We start from the raw sequence: 21,685 nt of genomic DNA, 5'->3' as shown, positions 1-21,685 counted from the left end.
GGAATCATCCTTTCTTGTTTTTACTACCGATGTAGCTGTTTATTTTGTCGTTGGCCAGATTTTTCGGAAGCAAATAGGCCTGGGTGGCGTCCTTGTAAAAGAGGTAGAGGTAGTTTTCGTTTGCGATGAGGTCGCGGATATCGTCGTAGCTAAACTTCACGTCGCCGTCTGTGATGCCTTCCTCGGTAATGGCCACATGGTGTTCGCCGATGGGCAGGTCTTTTTCCATTTTGCGAATCAGTTTTCTGAGCTTTTTCTGCATACTGCGGTTAAAAAAGAAGCGGTAGAGAAGGGGCCAAAGGGTAATGGCGGCGCCCAGGGGATAAAGGCCATCGACGGGCTTTTTCGTGGCGATGTAAAAGATGGTAATGGCGACAAAGACGGCGATGGGCGTGAGCATTTGAATGGTCATGCTGCGTTTTGCCGTGGGATTGTGTTTAAATAAGTGCCATTGGTAGGCAAAGTAGTCGTCTTCGGTAAGGGTAAATACTTCGTCCATGAAGCCTCCTTTCAGTCGTTGGTTTATAAATTTATTGTACTGAAGGAAATGGAGCCTTGCAAGGTGTTTCGCGGCTTTAAACGTGGTAAGATAGTCTTAAGCAAAGGAGGGGATTTTTATGGCCTATGTAGAATTTATTGAATCGACAAAAACCTACGGTGCGGGATCGGCGAAGACCGTGGCCAACGACAAGATTTCTTTTTCCGTGGAAAAAGGGGAGTTTGTCGTCATCGTCGGCCCGTCGGGGGCGGGGAAGTCTACGATTTTAAATATTTTAGGCGGCATGGACACCAACGATTCCGGTCAGGTGTTGGTGGACGGCAAGGACATTGCGGCCTTTTCCGACCGGGAGCTCACGACGTATCGGCGAAAGGACGTGGGCTTTGTCTTTCAATTTTATAATTTGATCCCCAATCTCACGGCCCTGGAAAATGTGGAGCTGGCCAATGCCATTGTGGAAGACGCCCTGGACGCGGAAATGATTTTGAAGCGGGTGGGCCTGGGCGAGCGAATGAATAATTTCCCGAGCCAACTTTCCGGCGGGGAACAGCAGCGGGTGGCCATTGCCCGCGCCCTGGGGAAAAATCCCAAGCTGCTTCTCTGCGACGAGCCCACCGGGGCTTTGGATTACAAGACCGGGAAGAAGGTGCTCCTTCTCTTGGAGGAAAGCTGCCGCAAACACGACCACACCCTCATCGTCATTACCCACAATCGGGCCATCGCCGATGCGGCGGACCGGGTGATTGAAATCGCCGACGCCAAGGTGCGGGCCATGTACTTAAACGAGCACCCCGTGCCCATTGAAGAAATCGAGTGGTAGTATGGATGCGAGACAAAAAGATTTTATACGGGAGATTACCGGACACAAGATGCGCTTTATCTCCCTCTTGGCCCTGGTGCTATTAGGGGTCTTCGTTCTCGTGGGCCTCACGGTCACCGGGCCCATTATGCGCCGCACCGTAGCCGACACCCTGAAGAAATCCAATGCCTACGATTTGCGCCTCGCCGCCTCCGACGGCTTGGAAGAGGAAGACTTGCGCCTTATCGACGACATGGAAGGGGTGCGGGAAAAGGAATATTTCCACACGGGCTATTTGACCACGAAGGAATTAAAAACCCTCTACCTCTCCTCCCTTCCGAAGCGGATCAGCCGCCCTCTGTTAAAGGAAGGCCGACTGCCCCGCGAGAAGGACGAGATCCTCCTGGACCCCACCTTGAAGAACACCTACAAGATCGGGGATACCCTGGTCTTTGAAAAGGAAGAGGATCTTCTGGACAAGGACGCGCCGCCCATGATGGCGGGCTATACCTTTAAGGTGGTGGGCTTTGCCACGAGCCCCATGTTTTTGGACAAAGCAGACAAGGGCACCACACCCAAGGGCGACAAGATCGACGGCTTCGGCTACGTCACACCCTTGGCTTTTCAGGACCCCACCATTACGGAAGTGCATTTTCTCTTCGACGATTTAAAAAATCTCCCCGTCTACAGCGAGGAATATAAAGCGCTGAACACCGCCCACCGAAAGGAATTTCGCTACCGGTTCAAGAACCGGGGCGATGCGCGGCTGGACGCCCTGTTGGCGGACAAGCGAAAGGACATCGACGAAGGGGAAGCGGACATTAAAGAAGGCTACGACGAATTGGATCGGGGCCTGGAAAAAATCGATGAAGGGGAGCGGAAGCTGAATCGCGGCGCCCGCGCTCTTCGAGACAATCGGGCGAAATTTGCCCGGGGCCTCTCCCAGGGCGAAAAGAAATTGGCCGACTCTCGGGCCAAACTGAATCAGGCGCGAAAGAGCATTCTCTTTCAGGAAGATCAGTTGAGTAGCGGCGAAAAGGCCCTTCTCGACGGGAAAAATGCCGTCGCCGCCGCCATGGCAGACATTCAGAGCAAGGAAAATGAAGCCAGGGGAGGCATTGCCCGGGCGGAAACGGCCATGGATCAGATATTAAAGGAAGAAGCGGCCCTAAACGAAGCGAAACAGAAGCTCGAGGCGGGGAAGATTCCCGATGTGCAGTTTCCCGATTTGCCGGAGCTGCCATTTTCTGCCGCTCAAATCGCCAAGGCCCAAGGGAATGTGGCCGCCGCCGAGGCCGCCCGCCCCGAAAAACAGGCTGCGGTAAATGAAAAGGCTGCCGCGGTGCAAGATGCCAAACAGGCTTACGAAACCGCACTGGCTGCCGTAAAGGCATTCGCTATGGACGGTGTGCAGGGGAAGATCGCCGCACTGGAACAGTCCATCGCCGGATGGGAAAAAGAGAAGTCGAATCCCGATGCCGATAAGACTGATTTGGATGCAAAAATCGCCGATGCCAAGAATAAAAAGGCCGAATTGGAACAACAACTGAAAAATTCGGACTACCTTGCGGCAAAGGAAAAAGCGGACGGGGCGAAGCAGACCCTGAATAGCGCCTCGGATGAATTAGCGAAGGCGAAGGCCGCCCTCGCCAAAACCGACGGCACCATTGCCGAAGGCAGGTCAATGATCCGGAGGCAACAGGAGGCACAGGTTGCTCGGGAAGTCACGGCGGAGAAAATCCGCGCCCAACAGGAACTTCTGCGCAAGAAAAAAGAAGAGCTTGAGGCCGCCAAGCGGGATCTCGCCGAAAAAGAAGCCTTCCTTCTGCAAAAGAAGCGGGAAACGGCGGCGGGTCGTGCCAAGGCCGACGAAGGGCTAAAGGCCATTGAAGCGGGCAAGGCGGAGCTGCGCCAAAAAGAAGGTGAATTAAAGGAGAAGGAAAAATCCCTCCTGGAAGGCAAAGCCGCCATTCTCGCCGCGAAAGACCAGCTTAGCGAAGGAGAAGATCAATACAAGAAGGGCACGTCGGATTTCGCCCGTGAAAAGGCGGATGGGCAGAAAAAGCTGGACAGTGCGGAAAAAGAACTTTTAAAGGGCAGAAAGGATCTGGCTTCGGCTCGCGCCACCTACGAAAAGAAGCGGGCCGACGGTTTAAAAGATTTGGTAAAAGGGCAGGAAGACGTGGACCGAGCCAAGGAACTGCTCACCATTTTGAAAAAGCCCGATTATAAAATCACGCCCGTCAACGAAGAGATGCGCACCTTCGTCTTCTTAGACTACGCCCATCGGGTGGACAAGCTTTCTGCCGTGTTCCCCGTCTTCCTCTTTGCCATCGCCATGCTTCTCGCCTCCACGGTCATGAACCGCATGGTGGACGACGACCGCATGGTCATCGGCACCTACAAGGCCCTGGGCTACAACAACGGTGCCATCGCCGACAAATACGTGCGCTTCGGCACCCTCGCCGCCCTCCTCGGCGGCATCCCCGGCGCCTTCTTGGGCAATTTCCTGCTGAGTAAGGTCATCGCCGATGCTTATTTGGCCAGCGGCATTTTCGACCACCTCGCCATGGGCCTCTACCCCGGGCGCATCCTTCTCGCCATCCTCACCGGCATGGTGGCCACGGGCCTTGTGGCCTATGTCAGCGTGCGCCGCAGCCTGAAGCTCAAGACCGCCGCCCTCCTCATGCCCAAGCCCCCGGCCAAGGGCACGCGAATCTTCATGGAACGGATCAAGTGGCTGTGGAGCCGCCTGTCCTTCTTCCAAAAAGTGACGGCGCGCAATCTCTTCCGCGACAAAAAGCGCATGGCCATGACCATCGTCGGCGTCATGGGCTGCGTTGCCCTCTTGGTACTGGGCTTCGGCATTCGCACATCCGTGGACGGCTTGGTGGAAAAGCAATTTGACGTGCTGAATCGGTACGACCACATGATTTTCTACGAGCCCCTTTTGGACAAAGACGCCCACAAAGCCTACAAAGAAAAAATCGCGAAAGACAAAAACATTCGCGCCAAATGCAGCGCTTATGTGGAAACCCTGGCCGTGGCCGATGCAGGCTACATCGACCAGCCCGTGACCATGATCGTTCCCGAAAACGAAAAGGATCTGAAGCGGGTCATTACCTTGAGAAACAGAAAAACCGGCGAAAACATTCCCTTAAAAGGCGCCGTGATTACGGAAAAACTCGCCGCCATTAAAGGCGTGGAGGCAGGGGGCGTCATCGAAGTGAAAAACGACGACGACGTTCTCTACGACGTGCCCGTCGCCGCCATTGCCGAAGGCTACGCCGGCCACTATTTGTATATGGATCCGGATACCTATGAAGCGGTCTTTAAAAAGAGCTACAAGACCAATGCGGATCTCGTAAACGCCTCCGGGGCGGACGTATCTTACTACAAAGATTACGATTCCGTCGTGGCCCTCACCGGCATCGGCGATTTGCGCCACATGGTGGACGAAATCGCGGGGAATATTAATTTCATCGTCTTCGTTATCTTGGCGGCCTCTTCCACTTTGGCCGTGGTGGTCCTCTCCACCTTGACCAATATTAATATCGAAGAGCGGCGCCGGGAAATTTCCACCATTCGCGTTTTGGGCTTCTACCCGAAAGAAGTCACCCGCTACATTTACAGAGAGACGGGCACATTAACGGCGGTGGGGATTCTCCTGGGCTTTGTCGTGGGCAAGGGGCTGCACCTCTTGGTCATTCGCGTCGTCGTGCCGGACTTCGCCATGTTGGATCCCACACTGGGCCTTTTAAATTACCTCTTGCCCGCCGTGATCACCGTGGTGATTTCCGTGCTCCTTATGGGCTACTTCCACAGAAAACTGAAGACCATCGACATGGTGGAAGCCTTAAAAGGCGTGGAATAACTTGACTCCTACTGCGCGTAGTGATAGTGTAGTGGAATGGAAAAAGGGCCGAGGTGCCCTTTTTCATTTATGCAGAAACAATAGGAGGTGGAAGATGGAAGAAAACAGAATGGGCTATGAGCCGATACCGAAGCTTTTGATGAGCATTTCTCTGCCCATCGCCTTGTCCATGCTCGTGCAGGCTTTGTACAATATCGTGGACAGCATCTGGGTCTCCCGCTTAGGGGAAAAGGCCCTGGCGGCGGTAAGCATGGCCTTTCCCATGCAAATGCTCATTAACGCTTTTTCCATCGGCGTCGGCGTGGGCATGAACGCCCTTCTGAGCCGCCACTTAGGAGCGAAAAATCAGCGGGAAGCCAATCTCTGCGCCCAACACGGCCTTTTGTTAAATATGGTCGTCGCCGTGCTCTTCGCCGTTTTCGGGACCATGGCCTCGACGCAGTTAATCGGCATGCAAACCGCCGATCCTGAAATTTTAAAAGAAGGGGTGCGCTATTTAGACATTTGCTTTATGTTCAGCGTGGGTCTTTGCGGCCAGATCTGCATGGAGCGGCTGTTGCAGTCCACGGGCCTCGCCCTCTACAGCATGTTCACCCAGCTTTTCGGCGCGGTGCTGAACATTATTCTGGATCCCTTCTTTATTTTCGGCTGGGCCTTCTTCCCGAAACTGGGCGTCGTCGGGGCGGCGGTGGCCACGGTAAGTAGCCAAATCATCGCCTTTCTCTTCGGCCTCTATTTGAATTTCAAGCGGAACAAGGAATTGAACCTCCTTCAAGACCACTTCCACATTAACGGCGCCATAATTAAGGGCATTTTAGCCGTGGGCATTCCTTCGGCCATTATGATCTCTGTAAACTCCCTGTCCGTTTTTTTGATCAATGCCATTCTCGCCGTCTTCGGCGCCGCCGCCGTGGTGGCCCTCGGGATTTACTTCAAGGTGCAAAGCTTCGTCTTTATGCCCATCTTCGGCATGAACAACGGCCTCGTGCCCATTATCGCCTACAACTACGGCGCCGGGCATCGGGAGCGAATCTACGAAGTCATCAAGCTGGCCTACAAAGTGGCCCTCATCGTCATGAGCGCGGGCTTCATCATCTTCCAAATTTTCCCGGCGCAGCTCATGGGCTTTTTCGATCCCTCGCCGGAGCTTCTCTCCATCGGCGTCGTGGCGTTGAGGATTATTTCCGTGAGCTTCATCTTCGCCGCCGTGAGCATTATCAGCTCCGGGATCTTCCAATCCCTCGGCAACGGCCTCTTGAGCATGATCGTGAACCTGGTTCGCCAGCTGATCTTTATCGTGCCCCTGGCCTATCTCTTTTCAAAGACCGGCGTCTTGGCCTATGTGTGGCTTGCCTACCCCATTGCGGAACTCATGGCCATGCTCATCGCCATCACCTTTATGAAAAAGGTCAACGAAACTGAAATCAAACCCATTGTGGAAAAAGACTAATCGGTGCACCACACGGTGCACTTTTTTATTTGCCCGACTTGAAGGGCGCCTCGTGCCGTTTTATAATAATGAGAGACAGGTTTTCAGAGGCAAGAAGGAGGTTTACCATGCCCTTTATCCATGTAGAATTAATCGAAGGTCGTTCCGACGAAGTAAAGGCAAAGATCGCCAAGGAAATTACGGATACGGTTCATAAATTGGCGGACACGCCTCGGGAACACATCCACGTGGTGTTCCAAGACATGAAGCGCAACGACTATTTTAACGAAGGCCACTAAGGCATTATCGCTATTTGAAAATCGGGTAAGCTTGAGCTTGCTCGATTTTTTTGTGGAAATTTTTGCAAGAAAAAACGCCCCGAAAGGCGTTTGTTCGCAAATTTACTTGTCTTCTTTCTGTTCTCTGTCGATGCGTTCTTTTCTGTCCCGTTCGTCGGCCAAGAGGCGGCGAATGAGAAGGATCACGAGTAATAGGACGAGGGCGAAGGCGATAAAGCCCACGAAGAGAGCGAATAGTTTCATAACAGCCTCCTTAATAGTTTCGACTCAGTCCCAAGGCGCCGACGAGGATGCCTTCGTCGGCAGCCCCTTCCTCCCGCAAGTTGGGGCCGGCGTAGACCTGAATGTTCATTTTTCTGTACATGGGGGAGAGCATGTTGTCTCGATGGCTCGGGCTCATTTCCCAGGCTTTAAAGCATTCCTCTGCCAGGATGTCCGGGTCGATGGTGAGGGCGGTGCTTCCGTCGTAGCCTCTCTTTTTCAAGGGAAATTGAATGAGGTTTTCGCCGATGAAATAGGCGGGGTTTTTGTGCTTTAAGTAGTCGTAGGCCGTGTAGTAGGGCCGCTTGTCCGGCCGCACGTGGCGCGCGCCGTCGATGCGCATATTGCCGTAAAGGGCGAGCTCCTTGGCCCGGGCGTAGGCGCCGGCCTCCAGGTTTTTGTCGAGAACCAAAGGACGCACATGATTTTTTCTGCGGGCGTCGTTGAGCCGATTCAAAAACGCTTTTTGAAAGGCCTCATGATCGAAGGTGATGCGGCGATTGAGCCCGTCGGTTAAGTAGAGGAAGCGGGCGATGGCCTCGTCGTAATCGGGATGGGTATAGAGAATGTCGTAGAGGGTGAGAAAGACGGCCTCCCGGGTGGCGGGCGCTTTATAGGGCCCCTCGGCGACGGGAAGGGAAAAGGCCATGGCGCGGTAGATCCAGCTGTCGGGCCAGCTGAAGGTGGCGGCCTCTTCGGCGGTAAGGGATTTGTCGGCGAGGATCACGGCGATTTTCGATGCTTCGGCGCCGCTTACGGGCATCTCCGGTCGGAAGTTGCCGTCGCCGTCGCCTTGAATCAGGGGCAGAGGCTGCGTCTTTTGGGCAAGGGTAAGTGCGTGGATATAGCCTTTGGCCCAGTGGGTCTCTGCCACGTCTTTAAAGGGCGAGGCTTCTTTTTCAAGTGCCGCCGCATCTTCCTGAAGATTCAACGCGCAGGTGATGACCTTGGTAAATTCGGCGCGGGTCATGGGGCGGGTCAAGGCGAGATCGCCTTTTTCGTCGCCGACGATAAGGCCCGCCTCGCAGAGTGTTCGGATTTTTTCCGCCGGTGCCACGTCTTTTTTCTGTGCCCCTTCGGCAAATGCCGCCCGGGGCAAGAGAAGGGCCGATAAAATCAGCGCAACCAATGCTTTTTTCTTCACGGCGACCTCCTTTATTTTTCCTCGGCTTTTTCCGCCTTTCGATCCAAGAGTTGAATTTCTACGCGGCCAATGCGCTTGTCCGTTACGCCCAAGGTGGTGAGCTTCACGGAATTGCCGTAGAGGACTTTGTGTTTTTTCGTGTCTCCGGCTTCGGGGATAAAGCCCAAGAGCTCGATGGTGAGGCCGGAGATGGTTTCGTGGTTTTCACTGTGAAGATCCAGATCCAGCTGTTCGTTGATCGTATCCAATTCGGCCATGCCGTCGGCTACATAGGTGTAGTCGTTAATTTTTAAAATCTGCTTCAGGTCGTGGTCGTATTCGTCTTCGATTTCGCCGACGATTTCTTCCACAATGTCTTCGATGGTGACCATGCCCGACAAGCCGCCGTACTCGTCGATTAAAATGGCCAGGTAATTTTTCGTGGACTGCAGTTCCTGCAAGAGGCGGTCGATGTTTTTCGTTTCGGGAACGAAATAGGGCTTTTTCATCACCGACTCGATGTCGATGGAGCGGTAGCTGCGCTTGGCGTATTCCACGAAGAGGTCTTTAATGTAGATGGTGCCCACAATGTGGTCGGGGCTGTCTCGGTAGACGGGCACGCGGCTGTAGCCGGACTCCAGCATCTCCCGGATCTTTCCCGTGCCGAATTCGTCGTAATCCAGCATGTAAAGGGCGGTGCGCGGCGTCATGATTTCGTAGGCCAGCTTGTCGTCGAAGTCCATGATGTTTACCATCATCACTTCGCCGGACTCGTTAATGACCCCGTGTTGTTGGCCCACACGAAGGTAGGATTTAATTTCTTCTTCGCTGATGTTTTTTTCCACGTCCTTGGAGTAATTGCCCGTGGCTTTTAGGATCAAGGTGGTGGTAAATGCGAGCAGCTTGATAAAGGGCGTCATGAGCTTGTAGAAGGCCGCCGCGGCGCCGGCGTTTTTCAGCGCCGTTTGCTCGGCCTTTTGCAGGGCGATGCGCTTGGGCACCAAAACGCCGAAGACCAGGTTAATGTAAGAAAGAAGAAGAATCACCAGTACAAAAGCCACTGTGCCGGAGGGCCCTTCGCCCAAAGGCGAGAAGGATGGGCGAATGAGGGGAACGAAGGCCCGGGCGGCCAGTGCCGCGGCAAAAAAGCCTGCCAAAGTCGTCCCCGCCTGAATGGTGGAGAGAAAGCGGGACTGATTTTTCGTCAGGGCCAAGACTTTTTGCGCCCGCTTGTCGCCTTCTTCCGCCAGATTGCTGATGCGCTCCCGATTGGCGGAGACCAGGGCGATTTCCGTGGCGGTGAAAAAGGCGTTGGCCGCCGTGAGTAGGATAATGAGAAGTAATTCGGGCAAGATCTGCCCAACGGAATCCATAAAATACATGCCTCCTTTTCTAACTAGTATATACCCCCGACGGGTAAGAATGATACAAGAGATGAATTGAATTCTGTTATACTAATAAGAGTGAAAGAACCTGAAAGGAGCAATTATGAATATCGAAGATTTACAGTCTTTTGTGGACTTGAGCCCGACGTCTTACCAAGTGGTGGAGCATATTCAAATGGCGGCGGCGGGCTTTGTGCGTCTCGCCAAGGAAGATGCCTGGGAGCTTGAAGAAGGCGGCAAGTATTATGTGGTCAATGAAGACGGGGCGATTCTCCTTTTCTCCATGGGAAAAAGAGACCCCGAGACCATGGCTTTTCGCACGGTGATCAGCCACACGGACAGCCCGGCTCTGCGCCTCTTGCCCGGCGGCGTGCACGGCGAAAAAGACTGCGTCAGAATGGATGTGGAACCTTACGGCGCCATCATTAACGCCGACTGGTTCGACCGGCCCCTGTCTTTGGCGGGACGTGTCATCGTGGAGGGGGAAGATGGCGTGAAGAGCATTCCCGTGGATTTCAGGGAGCCCGTGGCCACCATTCCCCATCTGGCGCCCCACCTGCACAAGGACGTGAACAACGGCTACGTCTTTAAAGCGGGAAAAGATTTGGTGCCCCTCGCCGCAAAATCCTGGGACGATGGCGGCTTCTTAAAGGATTTGGCCACCCTCGCCGATGTGGATGAAGAAAAAATCTTGGACTACGACTTGTATTTTTATCCCTGGGGCGACAGCACCCTCATCGGTGCCGACAAAAAGTGGCTCTCCTCGCCGCGATTGGACAATCTGGCCACGGCCTATCCGGCATTTATGGCTCTATCCGGCGAGATCAACGAAAATCTCACCCAAGTGGTTTACCTCGCCGATCAGGAAGAAATCGGCAGCCTCACCCAAAGCGGTGGCGACAGCAGTTTCCTTCCCAATGTGCTCCGCCGCATCGTCGGCGATTTAGGCGACGAAGCCTATTTCCGTGCCTTGGCACGAAGCTTCCTCCTCTCCTGCGACATGGCCCACGGCGATCACCCGAACTATCGGGACAAGGCCAATCCCTCCGCATCACCTGTTTTAGGCGGCGGCGTAACGGTGAAGCTTTCCGCCAGCCGCAGCTACGCCACCCAAGGCCACAGCAGCGCCAGATTTAAGCGCATGATGAAGGCAGCGGGGCTCGAGGTGCAAACTTTCGCCAATCCCCACGGCCAACGAGGCGGATCCACCATCGGGCCCTTGAGCTTGCGCCACGTGGACATGGAAGCCATGGACATCGGCATCGCCACATGGGCCATGCACGGGGTTTTTGAAGTGGTTCACGTCGACGACGTGTTGAATTTCTACGACGCAGTACGCACCTTTTTCACCGCAGACAATTTTTAGTGTGAAGTAAAAGGAGGTTCCTATGAAAAAACGCAGTTCATGGCCCCTCGCCGCGGGCCTTCTTCTCGGCGCTTCCATCGTGCCGCAGCTTTCGGCCAATGCTCGAAAGAAGCAATCCGCCCGCAAGTTGGCACGATGGGAAGCATCGGGGGCTCTGCATCGCCTGGCCCTTTACGACGAGGCGGGCGGCGCAATTACCGGCGTGTATAAATCGCCTATGGACGGTCTGCCCCTGGCCTTTACCATCATCGAGGCCGAGAATCCTCAGGGTTTGGTGCAAATCGTCCACGGTGCGCAGGAACATTCCGGCTATTACAAAACCTTCGCCCACCGCCTGGCGCGGGCGGGCTTTACCGTGCTCCTTTCCGACAACCGGGGCCACGGCGATTCCGTCTCGGCGGACCATCCCCGGGCCTATATTTCATCCATCGACGACATTGTGGCGGATCAATATGCCCTTACGCGGTTTTTTAAGAGCCGCTACCCCGGCCTGCCCCTGGCCATGTTCGGTCACTCTTTCGGCTCCCTTATTGCGCGAAACTACATTATGGATCACGACGATGCCATCGACAAATTGATCTTAACGGGCCTGGTGTGCTACCCGCCTCAAGCCGACGTCGGCTTGTTTTTCGGCAATTTGGAAAGCTTCTACACCAGCCCCAAGCGCCGCGGCGCCCTGATCCGCATCATGGATTCGAAGACCAAGGCGGCTCTGGATACCATCAGCAACAACCCCGCCTTCCTGCGGGCCTTTAAAGGCGACGACAAATTGGTGAACCATTACCTTAACGGCGGCGCCATGGCCATTTGGGACAGCGCATCCCGCTTAAAAGACTACGGCCGCTACGGCGTGAAAAATCCCGATCTCAAGGTGCTCGCCTTAAACGGCACGGAAGATCCCTTAACCGGCGGCGCAAAAGGATTGGCGGATACGGCGAAAACTTTCTATAAATTGGGGTATGAAGATTACGAAAATAAAATTTATCCCCTGATGAAACACGATTTGCTACACGAAAGTGCCAGTGAGTTCGTCATCGGGGACATCATTAAATTCTTGAAAAAATAGGGAAGGAAGCGATTCATGAATTGAATTGGCTAGAAGAAGCAAAAGCCATTGAAAAAGACATCGTCGCCTGGCGCAGACACATTCACGCCCATGCGGAAGTGGGTTTTTGTGTCAAAAACACGGCGGCCTTTGTGGAAGAGAAGCTGAAAGATTTCGGCTACACGCCCCAACGCTTGGCGGAGGTGGGCGTCGTCGCCACCGTGGGAGAAGGCGAGCCTGTGATTCTTTTTCGGGCGGACATGGATGCCATTCCGGGAAAGGAAGCAAGCGGCGTTTCTTTTCAATCGGAAGAAAACATGCATATGTGCGGCCACGATATGCACACGGCCATGCTCCTCGGGGCGACGAAGCTGTTAAAGGCCCACGAAAGCGAACTGAAGGGCACGGTGAAACTGGTCTTTCAACCGGCGGAGGAACTTCTCGCCGGGGCGAAATCCTTAATCGACGCCGGCCTTTTGGAAAATCCTGCGCCGGAAGCGGCCTTTATGATTCACGTCAACACCATGGATGCGCCGGCCCTTTACATTAAGCCGGGCATTATGACCACGACCAACAACAATTTCCGCATTACCGTCAAGGGAAAAAGCGCCCACGGTGCCATGCCCCAGCTCGGCGTGGACGCCACCTACATCGGCGCCGCCATCGTCATGGCCCTGCCGGAGATCGTGGCGAGAGAAGTGGCCTTTGATCGCTCCGCCGTCATTACCACGGGTCACTTCGAAGCCGGCGATGCCCCCAACAGCATTCCCGATGTGGCCATCATCGAAGGCACCTTGCGCAGCTTCAACGAAGACACCCACGGTTATGTGAAAAAGCGGTTGGTGGAAGTGGCGAAGGGCGTGGCCGAAACCTATCGCGGCGCGGCGGACGTGGAATTTCTCTCGGAAGCCTACATCGTAAACAACGATCCCGAGCTCGTAGCCTTCGTTGGAAAGGCGGCGGAGGCGGCGGGGATTCCCGTAAAAGAAGGCGAGGCCGTGCAGGCGTCGGAAGACTTCTCCTACATTGCGAGAGAGATTCCCACGGCGATGATGATGTTGGGCGTAAAGCCCGATGCCGGGGAAGTTTACCCCTTGCACAATCAATACGCAGTATTTAACGAAGACAGCATGGTTTACGGCGTAAGCACCTTTTGCGCCATTGCCGAAAATTATTTCAGGAGGTCATTATGGCAGTAGTAGAATTAACCCTCGTTCCCATCGGAACCCAAAAGACATCGTGCAGCCCCTTTGTTGCGGCAGCCTACGATGCGGTAAAAGACAACGACAAAGTGGAAATCCGCTTAAATCCCATGGGCACCGTCCTTGAAGGCGACATCGACGAACTCTTCGCCTGCGTGCGGAAAATGCAGGAAGCCGTCTTCGCCGCCGGCGCTGAGCGGGTTTACTCCGTGGTCAAAATCGACGACCGCAGGGACAAAAAGGCCAGCTTGGATCAAAAAGTCAACTCCGTGATGTCGAAATTAGTGTAGCCCATGGATAAGAAACAATCATTAAAAAAACCCCTGAACGCCAATTCGTCCATTAAAAAAACCGTCGCCGTATTAAGCGGCAAAGGCGGCGTGGGCAAATCCATGGTCACCGGCCTCTTGGCATCGGAAATGAAGCGGCGAAACAAAGAAGTGGGCGTCTTGGACGCGGACATTTTAGGCCCCTCCATTCCGAAAATTTTCGGCACCGACGGCACGGTCTTTCAAACGGAAAAGGGCATTCGCCCCTTGCGGACCTCCACGGGCATCGATCTTATGAGCGTGAACTCCATTTTGGAAAGCCCGACAGATCCTGTCTTGTGGCGGGCGCCGGTGGTAGGCAATATGCTCACCACCTTCTGGAGCGATGTAAACTGGGGAAAGAAAGACTACCTCTTTATCGACATGCCTCCGGGCACCGGCGACGTGGCCCTCACCGTTTTTCAAACCATGTCCGTCGACGGCATCGTCATCGTGACCTCGCCTCAGGACTTGGTGTCCATGATCGTGGAAAAGGCCATTAAAATGGCGAAGATGATGGCCCTGCCCGTCATCGGCATTGTGGAAAACATGCAATACTTTATCGCTCCGGACACCGGCGTGCGCTACGATATTTTCGGCGTAAGCAAAACCGCCGCCATTGCCGAGGAAAAGGGCATTCCCTATTTGGGCGCCTTGCCCATCGATCCGAAACTGGCGGAATGCGCCGACAAAGGCCGCATCGAAGATTACCGGGTGGATACGTTAAGTGCCATCGTCGATAAAATCGAAAAGTTCAAATAAGAAAAGGCGCCTGCGGGCGTCTTTTTTATGGGAGAATGAGGTAGGAGAATCCGTTTTATTTTTCCCTCTTTTCGGTATATACTATGTTGGATAATATATTGATTGAATTGACGACAAAGGAGTTGACTATGGAAAAAGACGTCATCGTCGCCTTGGATTTTCCCTCGGCCAATGTGGCGCGGGAATTTTTATCCCGTTTCGACGGCGAAGGGCAAAAGCCTTTTGTGAAAGTGGGCATGGAATTATTCTACGCCGCCGGGCCGGAGTTCGTGGTGGAATTAAAGTCGAAAGGCTACAAGGTCTTTTTGGACTTAAAGCTCCACGACATTCCCAACACCGTGGCGGGGGCCGTGCGCTCCTTAAAGGGCCTTGGAGCCGATATGCTCACCCTCCACGCCTCCGGTGGCAGGGATATGTTTATGCGGGCGAGAGAAGCGGTGAAGGATATGGATCGCCCGCCCATTCTCCTGGCGGTGACGGTGCTTACGTCTTTTTCCGACGTCGGCAGAAAAGAAGCCCTTTTAGGTGAAAATCGCTCGGCGGAAGATGCGGTGTATCACCTGGCCTATCTGGCCCTACAAGGCGGTGCCGACGGCATCGTGTCCTCGGCCATGGAAGGGAAGTATTTAAGGGAACACATTCGCCAAGCCTTCCCCCTGGTCTGCCCGGGGATTCGCCCGGCGGGAGCAAATGCCGGGGATCAAAAGCGGGTGGTTACCCCCGCCGATGCCCGGGATATGGGCGTGGATTATATCGTCGTAGGCCGGCCCATTACACAGGCGAAAGATCCCGTGGCGGCCTACCATGCCATTAAGGAAGAATTTTTAGGAGGTAGCCAATGAAAGCCGTATGCGAACACTTATTAGATATCGGCGCCGTCAGCTTGTCGCCGAAAGCGCCCTTTACCTGGGCCTCGGGGATCAAGAGCCCCATTTACTGCGACAATCGCCTGATTCTTTCCTATCCCGAAGCGAGAAAGGTCATCGAAGAAGCCTTGGCGGCGTTGGTGAAGCGGGAATTTCCCGAAGCCGAAGCCGTTCTCGGCACGGCCACGGCGGGCATTCCCCACGCCTCTTATATCTCCTGGATTTTGGATATGCCCTCGGGTTTTATTCGCTCCAAGGCCAAGGACCACGGCAAAAACAAGCGCATCGAAGGGGCCTTTAAAGAGGGAGAAAAAGTGGTAGTGGTGGAAGATCTCTTCTCCACTGGCGGAAGCTCCATCGATGCCGCCAAGGCCTGCGAAGCGGAAGGCCTTAAGGTCGTGGGCATCGTGTCCATTTTCAGCTACGAATTAAAGGCGGCGGAAGAAAACTTCGCGGCCTCCGGCTTTAAACACGCATCCCTCGCCACCTTCCCGGAACTGGCGGAAGTGGCCGTGGCCCGCGGCGATTTAAGCGAAGAGGAAAAAGACCGCCTGAACCTGTGGCGCAAAGATCCCTACGACGAAAGTTGGTATAAGTAATGAACTGGGCCAAGGTCCTGTTTAAATACCTGCCTCGGGCGAAGAAAATCGTCTCCGACCCCGAGCGCATGGAAAAGCTCGCCAAAGAGAGTTTCTCCCTGTTAAAGGGCGAGGGCAAATTGGGCCGCGTAAAAAAAGAAGGCCTGCTTCTGGCGAGGCTCGCGAAAGATGCGATCACCGGGCGCTATCGGGGCCTGAAGAAGCGAAACCTCCTTTTCATCGTGGCAGGGCTCATTTATCTGGTGAATCCCATGGACATCTTGCCGGACTTTCTCTTCGCCATCGGCTTTGCCGACGATATGGGCGTATTGATGTATGTCTTTAAAAAGCTCGACGGCGAGATCAAGGCCTACGAAGCGTGGCGGGAAGAGGAAGCGGAGGTCGCCGATGATTTCTATGATTATGACGGGGACGATGTCTACGGCATGACCATGGAAGAGGCGCCGGATCTCGAGGGCTATGAGGTCATCGACTACGACGAATAGTTTTTCGAACAATATATAAACGAAGGAAGCCCCTACAGGGGCTTTTTTGGTGGGATAAATACAAAATGGCTTTAAACTTTCCATGGGGATTAAGTCCTCAATGGATTGTTTCATGTTAAAGCGCACGAAAAAGGAGCCCGGTTTTCACCGAGCTCTTCAAGGGTTAATAGAGAACCTTTTTTATTTTATTCATTGACCATAAGGTAGTTGTAGGCGCCGAGGGCGGCGGTGGCACCGCTTCCGGCGGCGATGACGATTTGCTTATAGAGGGTGTCTGAAACGTCGCCGGCGGCAAACACGCGTTTCACATTGGTCGATCCGTCTTTGCCGATGAGGATTTCGCCTCTGTCGGAAAGATTTAGGCCGGAATCTTTTAGCCATTCCGTATTGGGCACCAGACCCACTTGAATAAAGCAGCCGGAAATGGGGATCTCCTCGGCCTTGCCGCTGATCCGATCCGTGTAGGCGAGTTTTTCCACTTTGCCGTCGCCGTAAAGGCCCGTGGTTTGGGCATTGGTGATGACCGTCACATTGGAGAGGGTCTTTAGTTTCTTCAAGAGGGCATCGTCGGCCTTTAGATCCGGCAAAAATTCCAGCACGGTAACGTCTTTGGCGAGGCCCGCCAAATCGATGGCCGCCTCGATGCCGGAGTTGCCGCCGCCGATGACGGCAACATTTTTCCCCTTAAAGAGGGGGCCGTCGCAGTGGGTACAATAGGCGACGCCTTTGTTTCTGAATTCCGTTTCGCCGGGAATGCCGATGAGCCGCCAACGGGCGCCGGTGGCAATAATCACCGTTTTGGCAAAAAGCTTGGCGCCGTTATCCAGGCTCACCTCCACCTTGTCGTCGAGGGATTTGATGCCGTCGGCGAGGACGCCGGTCATAATGTCTACATCCAGCGCCGTGACCTGGGCCTGCATTTGATCCATGAAGTCGGGGCCTTCCGTGTATTTAAAGCCGGGAATGTTTTCGATGGACAGGGTCTCTTTCACCTGACCGCCGAATTCGCTGGCGAGGAGGCCGGTTTTAATGCCCTTTCTCGCGGCGTAAATGGCGGCTGTCGCTGCTGCAGGGCCGCCGCCGATAATCAGGGTATCGAAAAGGGGCTTGTCCTTAAATTCCTCTTTGTCCACTTTGCTGCCCAGCTTTTCCAAAAGGCTTGAAAGGGACTGTTTGCCCCCTTCGAAAAAGTCGCCGTCTTTAAAAATGGCGGGCACGGCGAGGACATCTCTGGATTCCGCCAGGTCTTGGAAGCTGCCGCCGTCGATCATGGTGTGGTTGATCTTCGGATTGACGATGGCCATAATGTTTAAGGACTGTACCACGTCGGGGCAGTTGTGGCAGGAAAGGGACACGACGGTTTCGAAATCCGCCGGCGCCAGACCTTCGATGCGCTTCTTATCGGAAGCGTCGATTTTCGGCGCGACTCCACCTGCCTGGAGCATGGCCAGGGCGAAGGAGGCGAATTCGTGGCCCAAGGGAAGGCCGGCGAAGACGATTCTGCCGTGCTCGAAGCTCCCCTTGATTTCGAAGGAAGGCGTGTAGGTCAGCTCTTTCTCCACCAAGGTGATTTTGTCCGACAAGGCCGCCACTTCTTCGACAAATTCCCGAACCTTCTTGCAATTTTCGTCGTCATTATTCGCAGAAAGCCCAATAGTGACCTCTGTTTTCAAGAGGTCAAAATATTGGGCCAACTGGTTCTTTAGATTTGTATCTAACATATTAGATTTTACCTACCAGGTCCAGTCCCGGCGTCAGGGTAGCGTCTGCTTCGCTTTCCCATTTGGCGGGGCAAGCTTCACCGGGGTGTTCGGCGACGTATTTGGCCGCTTTCACCTTGTTAATGTTGACATTGGCTTTTCTGCCGATGCCGTCGGCATTGATTTCAACGGTTTGAATCACATTGTCCGGATCGATGACCAAGGTGGCGCGGTGGGCCTTGCCCGAGTCGTCGAGAAGACCGAGCTCTCTCGTGAGCTCTTTGTTGGAATCGCCGATCATGGTGTATTGGATCTTGCTGATGGCTTCCGAATTGTCGTGCCAAGCTTTGTGAACGAAGTGGGTATCCACGGAAACCGAATAGACTTCGGCGCCCAGGGATTTTAATTCGTCATAGGATTCTTGCATATCTTCAAGCTCCGTGGGGCAAACAAAAGTAAAGTCGGCAGGGTAGAAGATGAGTACAGTGTAAGAACCCTTCATATCGTCGTTAGACACTGTTACAAATTCATCCTTTGCCGGATTATAGGCGTCGAGTTTAAACTCGGGTAATGTTTTTCCTATTAAAGCCATAATTTTCTCCTTATATCTTCTAAAAATCATACTGTATCTTGCTAATGATAAGTATAATCAGTTAAAAAGGAAAAGTCAAACACGGGCCACTTTTCAGCCACTGACTTTTTTTAATTCTTCCACCATATTCAAGCCCTTAATCTTTCTGCGGCTCAGGGCCTGGGCGGCAGCAAAGACAGCGAGGTCCGAGGCATAAATGGCGAGATAACTTTTGGCTGCGAAGTGTGGCTCCATGTAGACGGAAAGCTTCGAAATGGACAGGGCGAAGAGGTAGCGCACCAGAGGATCGAAGAGAGGCAGGCTCAGGGGATAAAAGAGCGCCACGGCGATTCCCATGCCCAAGAGATAAACGGATGCCACTTCCCTGTCTCCGTAGCCGAAAATTTTCAGGTAGCAAATATCTTTTTGGGATTTTTCCAAGATCAACTTGCTCACGGTGTAGACTAGAGTAAAGTAGAATACCATGGCCAGAATGCGGGTGGTAAGTAGGGCGCCGCCGAAATTCTCTAAAAAGGCGTCCAAGTATGAGCCGATTTTTTCCCGATCGATGGTGGTAATGAGTCGGTCGTCGTCTACGTGCAGGGGCTTTTGCGACCAGTAGAGATTGAAATTCTTTGCATCTTTGTCGATAAATTTGTTTAGCGCATCCATGGGCATCAATGCCTGAACGGAGTGAATGTCGTGGGCAATGGCGACGATTTTTAATCGTTTGTAGTTTTTCCATCGGGGAAGCTTGACGGTGATTTCATCCCCCGGTTTTAATTTGTCCCGTTGGGCGAGGCCTGTGGAGATCACCACGTCGTTTGCTCCCATGGTTGAAGGCAGATCTTTTTTGTAGGCCGTGTCTTTGTCCGGACCGAGCAGATTCAGATCACTTTTGTCGTCGCCCTTTTTGTAATCCACCGTAAGGCTTAAGCCTTTGTCGGCGTCAATGGCGGGATCCGGCGCCTTTACCAAGTAGGTGTAATTGTACTTCATGTCTTTTTTTATGGAATCCATGTAGTCGTCAAACATAGGGCCCATGGCCATGGAAAAGAGAAGAAGCACATTGCCTATGAACATGCCGAAGAACAGGGCGAGGATATTCAGGCGGTTTTCCGACAAGATGCGAAGGCGGGCGGCGTGCATAAAGGAAAAGTTTTCCAGAGAGGGGGCTTTTTTTCTTTTTTTGCGGTAAAATTCCCGCCGCAGAAAGCGTAGGGGCGACAGGCGAAAGTAGCGCATGAGAAGCAGGCGATTGACCAGCCAAATGATGCCCAGGGGAATCAAGGTGGTTAAGGCAAAGGCCTTCAGCGAAAGAACGGGCACAAAGGGCGGCAGATTATAAGATGTGTAGTAAAGGTCGGCGTAGAGCTTGTAGCCCTTCACATAGGCGATAATATTGCCCGCCACCCCCGCGAAAATCGTGAGGCAGGTAGGGATGAGGCTGTAGTGGCGTATCAAATCTTTCGTCTCGTAGCCCATGGCGAGGAGGGTGCCGATCACCGGCGCTTCTTCCCGCAACAGGCCTCGGGTTTGCAGGGCGCTGATAAAGCCCAGGGATATAAACAGAAGCACCATGGTAATCATCATCATGGGCACATCGCCGCCCATGTCGTCGATAAAGTATTGGATGCAGCGGTTGTCGTAGAAGGTGGTGGCGCCGATGACGGGGCCCGACGTTTCCGCATCGGCGAGAATGTCTTCGAATTTATCTCGCGCTGCATTTTCAGACAGGCGGGCGTGGTTTCTGTAGACGTAGAGGTAATTGGTTTTTTCCTTCATGGAATCGAAGGCATCCTTCGTGACAAAGGCCACGGAAAAATGCGTGGTGTCCATGGCCAAATCCCCTTGGGTCTTTAAAATCGTGGAGTAATCCGGCGTGGCCACCAAGGCCGTAATCTTGTAATCTGTGCCATGGAGGCGAAGGGTATCGCCGAGGCGAAGATCGCTCGCCTTGGCCAAGTTGGCGGCAATGGCAATCTCTCCTTTTTTCACAGGCAATCGGCCGGCGTGAATGGCGGCGGTGTCGATTTTTTCCCGGTTGATAAAGGTGCGAAGTGTTTTTTGCCGCTTATCTTCGTCGCCGGGAATGCGGAAGGGAACGTCTTTATAAAAATTTTCCGCAAGATCCAAATCCCTTTTCTCAATGGCATCCTTCGCCTTTTTCGTTAAAGGATCCGCCATGAGAAATTGGCCGTCTTCCACTTTGTTTTCCCGCAGTCCCTTGTAGTAAAGGGGCTTAATGGAATTTTGGCTGATAAAAAAAGAGGAAGTGAAAGTGACGGTTAAAAGGGAAATGAGGAAAAGGGGCAAGTAGGTGCCGGGCTTTTTAAAAAACAGCCGCAGAATCCGTCGGTGAATGGGGTTTTTCATTACCATTGCACCTCCTCGGCGGAGAGGATGTGTTTATTCTCTTCATAAGATTTTAAGCTGCCGTCGTGAAGGCGCAAAATTACGTGGCACATGGAAGCGAGGGCTTCGTTGTGTGTGGCTATAAGAATGGTAGTCTTGTGTTTTTTGTTCAAGTCTTCGATTAAGTGCAAAACCGCCTTGGCGCTTTCGTAGTCTAAGGCACCGGTGGGCTCGTCGCAAATAAAGAGGGACGGCTTTTTCGCCATGGCCCGGGCGATGGACACCCGCTGGGCTTGGCCGCCGGATATTTCCGAGGGGAATTTGTGCAATTGATCGGCAATGCCAAGCTCCTCGGCCAAGGCGTCCACGTTCAGAGGATCGTCGGAAAGGTAGGCGCCGGTCAGAATATTTTCTCGGACGGTTAAATTTTCCACTAAATTATAAAATTGAAAGACGAAGCCCAATTGTTTTCTGCGATAGCGCTCCAGTTCCTTTTTATTCATATGGGACAATCGGGCGCCGTTTACGATAATTTCGCCTTCGTCGACGGTTTCAATGCCTCCTAAAATATTCAGCAAGGTGGATTTTCCCGAGCCGGAGGGGCCCAAGAGACAGGCCAGGCTTCCTTCGGGCAGCGTAAAAGACACGTCTTTTAATACGTGAAGCCGTTGATTTTTCGTGCCGTAACTTTTATGTAGATGGTCAATGGTAATCATAAGAACCTCCTTAATTAAATGATACTTTTTATCAAAACAAT

Annotated in this window: 20 protein-coding genes; 12 read left to right on the top strand and 8 right to left on the bottom strand. The window is 53.4% G+C overall.

Annotation, left to right across the window (positions count from 1 at the left end; translation table 11 throughout):
- Positions 1–4: 4 nt before the first annotated feature.
- Complete coding sequence (locus tag KO087_RS06365) at positions 5–499, bottom strand: YcxB family protein (protein WP_215508467.1); 495 nt, start codon at positions 497–499, stop codon at positions 5–7.
- Between the two features lie 118 nt (positions 500–617).
- Between KO087_RS06365 and KO087_RS06360 the strand changes: the two genes are divergently transcribed.
- The 4 genes from KO087_RS06360 (at position 618) to thmT (ending at position 6,900) form a co-directional block, all read left to right on the top strand.
- The gene (locus tag KO087_RS06360) at positions 618–1,319 is read left to right on the top strand and encodes an ABC transporter ATP-binding protein (RefSeq protein WP_215508466.1); all 702 of its coding nucleotides are present in this window, start codon (positions 618–620) and stop codon (positions 1,317–1,319) included.
- A gap of 1 nt (position 1,320) precedes the next feature.
- Entirely contained in the window at positions 1,321–5,172 is a 3,852-nt protein-coding gene (locus tag KO087_RS06355) for an FtsX-like permease family protein (protein WP_215508465.1), read from the top strand.
- A gap of 94 nt (positions 5,173–5,266) precedes the next feature.
- Positions 5,267–6,622: an MATE family efflux transporter gene (locus tag KO087_RS06350; RefSeq protein ID WP_215508464.1), complete on the top strand. Its 1,356-nt coding sequence runs from the start codon at positions 5,267–5,269 to the stop codon at positions 6,620–6,622.
- A 68-nt stretch (positions 6,623–6,690) separates the two neighbouring features.
- Positions 6,691–6,900, top strand: a complete 210-nt coding sequence (gene thmT, locus KO087_RS06345) for a 2-hydroxymuconate tautomerase (RefSeq protein ID WP_215508463.1) — start codon at positions 6,691–6,693, stop codon at positions 6,898–6,900.
- Between the two features lie 102 nt (positions 6,901–7,002).
- On the opposite strand, the gene KO087_RS06340 is transcribed toward thmT, so the two are convergent.
- Genes KO087_RS06340 through KO087_RS06330 form a run of 3 tightly spaced genes read right to left on the bottom strand, consistent with a single transcriptional unit; the run spans position 7,003 to position 9,657 of the window.
- Entirely contained in the window at positions 7,003–7,143 is a 141-nt protein-coding gene (locus tag KO087_RS06340) for a hypothetical protein (protein WP_215508462.1), read from the bottom strand.
- A 10-nt stretch (positions 7,144–7,153) separates the two neighbouring features.
- Positions 7,154–8,305 carry a CAP and S-layer homology domain-containing protein gene (locus KO087_RS06335; RefSeq protein WP_215508461.1) on the bottom strand — a complete coding sequence of 384 codons (1,152 nt, stop codon included), beginning with the start codon at positions 8,303–8,305 and terminating at the stop codon, positions 7,154–7,156.
- Between the two features lie 11 nt (positions 8,306–8,316).
- Entirely contained in the window at positions 8,317–9,657 is a 1,341-nt protein-coding gene (locus tag KO087_RS06330; RefSeq protein WP_215508460.1) for a hemolysin family protein, read from the bottom strand.
- Positions 9,658–9,772: 115 nt separating this feature from the next.
- On the opposite strand from KO087_RS06330, the gene KO087_RS06325 reads away from it, so the two are divergent.
- The 8 genes from KO087_RS06325 (at position 9,773) to KO087_RS06290 (ending at position 16,302) form a co-directional block, all read left to right on the top strand.
- The gene (locus KO087_RS06325) at positions 9,773–11,035 is read left to right on the top strand and encodes a M18 family aminopeptidase (RefSeq protein WP_215508459.1); all 1,263 of its coding nucleotides are present in this window, start codon (positions 9,773–9,775) and stop codon (positions 11,033–11,035) included.
- Positions 11,036–11,057: 22 nt separating this feature from the next.
- A complete protein-coding gene (locus KO087_RS06320; protein ID WP_215508458.1) occupies positions 11,058–12,101 on the top strand; it encodes an alpha/beta fold hydrolase in 1,044 nt (347 codons plus the stop codon).
- Between the two features lie 20 nt (positions 12,102–12,121).
- Positions 12,122–13,279, top strand: a complete 1,158-nt coding sequence (locus tag KO087_RS06315) for a M20 metallopeptidase family protein (protein ID WP_215508457.1) — start codon at positions 12,122–12,124, stop codon at positions 13,277–13,279.
- On the top strand, positions 13,270–13,572 hold the full coding sequence (locus KO087_RS06310; RefSeq protein ID WP_215508456.1) for an MTH1187 family thiamine-binding protein: 303 nt from the start codon (positions 13,270–13,272) through the stop codon (positions 13,570–13,572). The genes KO087_RS06315 and KO087_RS06310 overlap by 10 nt, the downstream gene beginning before the upstream one ends.
- Positions 13,573–13,575: 3 nt before the next feature.
- Positions 13,576–14,352 (top strand): Mrp/NBP35 family ATP-binding protein, encoded by a 777-nt coding sequence (locus KO087_RS06305; RefSeq protein ID WP_215508455.1) that lies wholly within the window; start codon positions 13,576–13,578, stop codon positions 14,350–14,352.
- 128 nt (positions 14,353–14,480) lie between these two features.
- Entirely contained in the window at positions 14,481–15,194 is a 714-nt protein-coding gene (gene pyrF, locus KO087_RS06300; RefSeq protein WP_215508454.1) for an orotidine-5'-phosphate decarboxylase, read from the top strand.
- A complete protein-coding gene (gene pyrE, locus KO087_RS06295) occupies positions 15,191–15,817 on the top strand; it encodes an orotate phosphoribosyltransferase (RefSeq protein WP_215508453.1) in 627 nt (208 codons plus the stop codon). Before pyrF ends, pyrE begins: the two co-directional genes overlap by 4 nt.
- Positions 15,817–16,302 carry a YkvA family protein gene (locus KO087_RS06290; RefSeq protein ID WP_251374941.1) on the top strand — a complete coding sequence of 162 codons (486 nt, stop codon included), beginning with the start codon at positions 15,817–15,819 and terminating at the stop codon, positions 16,300–16,302. The genes pyrE and KO087_RS06290 overlap by 1 nt, the downstream gene beginning before the upstream one ends.
- Before the next feature lie 185 nt (positions 16,303–16,487).
- Here KO087_RS06290 and ahpF read toward each other — a convergent pair whose 3' ends face one another.
- The 4 genes from ahpF to KO087_RS06270 form a co-directional block, all read right to left on the bottom strand.
- Positions 16,488–18,023: an alkyl hydroperoxide reductase subunit F gene (gene ahpF / locus KO087_RS06285; RefSeq protein WP_215508452.1), complete on the bottom strand. Its 1,536-nt coding sequence runs from the start codon at positions 18,021–18,023 to the stop codon at positions 16,488–16,490.
- A gap of 1 nt (position 18,024) precedes the next feature.
- Entirely contained in the window at positions 18,025–18,594 is a 570-nt protein-coding gene (gene ahpC / locus KO087_RS06280; RefSeq protein ID WP_215508451.1) for an alkyl hydroperoxide reductase subunit C, read from the bottom strand.
- Positions 18,595–18,687: 93 nt separating this feature from the next.
- Positions 18,688–20,955: an FtsX-like permease family protein gene (locus tag KO087_RS06275; protein WP_215508450.1), complete on the bottom strand. Its 2,268-nt coding sequence runs from the start codon at positions 20,953–20,955 to the stop codon at positions 18,688–18,690.
- Positions 20,949–21,644 (bottom strand): ABC transporter ATP-binding protein, encoded by a 696-nt coding sequence (locus KO087_RS06270; RefSeq protein WP_215508449.1) that lies wholly within the window; start codon positions 21,642–21,644, stop codon positions 20,949–20,951. Before KO087_RS06270 ends, KO087_RS06275 begins: the two co-directional genes overlap by 7 nt.
- Positions 21,645–21,685: the final 41 nt, after the last annotated feature.

It is taken from the genome of Peptoniphilus rachelemmaiella (assembly GCF_943169845.1).
Taxonomy (GTDB): Bacteria; Bacillota; Clostridia; order Tissierellales; family Peptoniphilaceae; genus Aedoeadaptatus; species Aedoeadaptatus rachelemmaiella.
This window is presented reverse-complemented; position numbering and strand designations above follow the sequence as displayed.

Bases quoted from the DNA above. Each gene is read 5' to 3' on its own strand.
- pyrE (WP_215508453.1), top strand. From the start codon at position 15,191: ATGAAAGCCGTATGCGAACACTTATTAGATATCGGCGCCGTCAGCTTG.
- KO087_RS06365 (WP_215508467.1), bottom strand. From the start codon at position 499: ATGGACGAAGTATTTACCCTTACCGAAGACGACTACTTTGCCTACCAA.
- KO087_RS06305 (WP_215508455.1), top strand. From the start codon at position 13,576: ATGGATAAGAAACAATCATTAAAAAAACCCCTGAACGCCAATTCGTCC.
- KO087_RS06360 (WP_215508466.1), top strand. From the start codon at position 618: ATGGCCTATGTAGAATTTATTGAATCGACAAAAACCTACGGTGCGGGA.
- KO087_RS06355 (WP_215508465.1), top strand. From the start codon at position 1,321: ATGGATGCGAGACAAAAAGATTTTATACGGGAGATTACCGGACACAAG.
- KO087_RS06275 (WP_215508450.1), bottom strand. From the start codon at position 20,955: ATGGTAATGAAAAACCCCATTCACCGACGGATTCTGCGGCTGTTTTTT.
- KO087_RS06270 (WP_215508449.1), bottom strand. From the start codon at position 21,644: ATGATTACCATTGACCATCTACATAAAAGTTACGGCACGAAAAATCAA.
- pyrF (WP_215508454.1), top strand. From the start codon at position 14,481: ATGGAAAAAGACGTCATCGTCGCCTTGGATTTTCCCTCGGCCAATGTG.
- KO087_RS06310 (WP_215508456.1), top strand. From the start codon at position 13,270: ATGGCAGTAGTAGAATTAACCCTCGTTCCCATCGGAACCCAAAAGACA.
- KO087_RS06330 (WP_215508460.1), bottom strand. From the start codon at position 9,657: ATGGATTCCGTTGGGCAGATCTTGCCCGAATTACTTCTCATTATCCTA.
- KO087_RS06320 (WP_215508458.1), top strand. From the start codon at position 11,058: ATGAAAAAACGCAGTTCATGGCCCCTCGCCGCGGGCCTTCTTCTCGGC.
- KO087_RS06290 (WP_251374941.1), top strand. From the start codon at position 15,817: ATGAACTGGGCCAAGGTCCTGTTTAAATACCTGCCTCGGGCGAAGAAA.
- KO087_RS06350 (WP_215508464.1), top strand. From the start codon at position 5,267: ATGGAAGAAAACAGAATGGGCTATGAGCCGATACCGAAGCTTTTGATG.
- ahpC (WP_215508451.1), bottom strand. From the start codon at position 18,594: ATGGCTTTAATAGGAAAAACATTACCCGAGTTTAAACTCGACGCCTAT.
- KO087_RS06340 (WP_215508462.1), bottom strand. From the start codon at position 7,143: ATGAAACTATTCGCTCTCTTCGTGGGCTTTATCGCCTTCGCCCTCGTC.
- KO087_RS06325 (WP_215508459.1), top strand. From the start codon at position 9,773: ATGAATATCGAAGATTTACAGTCTTTTGTGGACTTGAGCCCGACGTCT.
- ahpF (WP_215508452.1), bottom strand. From the start codon at position 18,023: ATGTTAGATACAAATCTAAAGAACCAGTTGGCCCAATATTTTGACCTC.
- thmT (WP_215508463.1), top strand. From the start codon at position 6,691: ATGAGAGACAGGTTTTCAGAGGCAAGAAGGAGGTTTACCATGCCCTTT.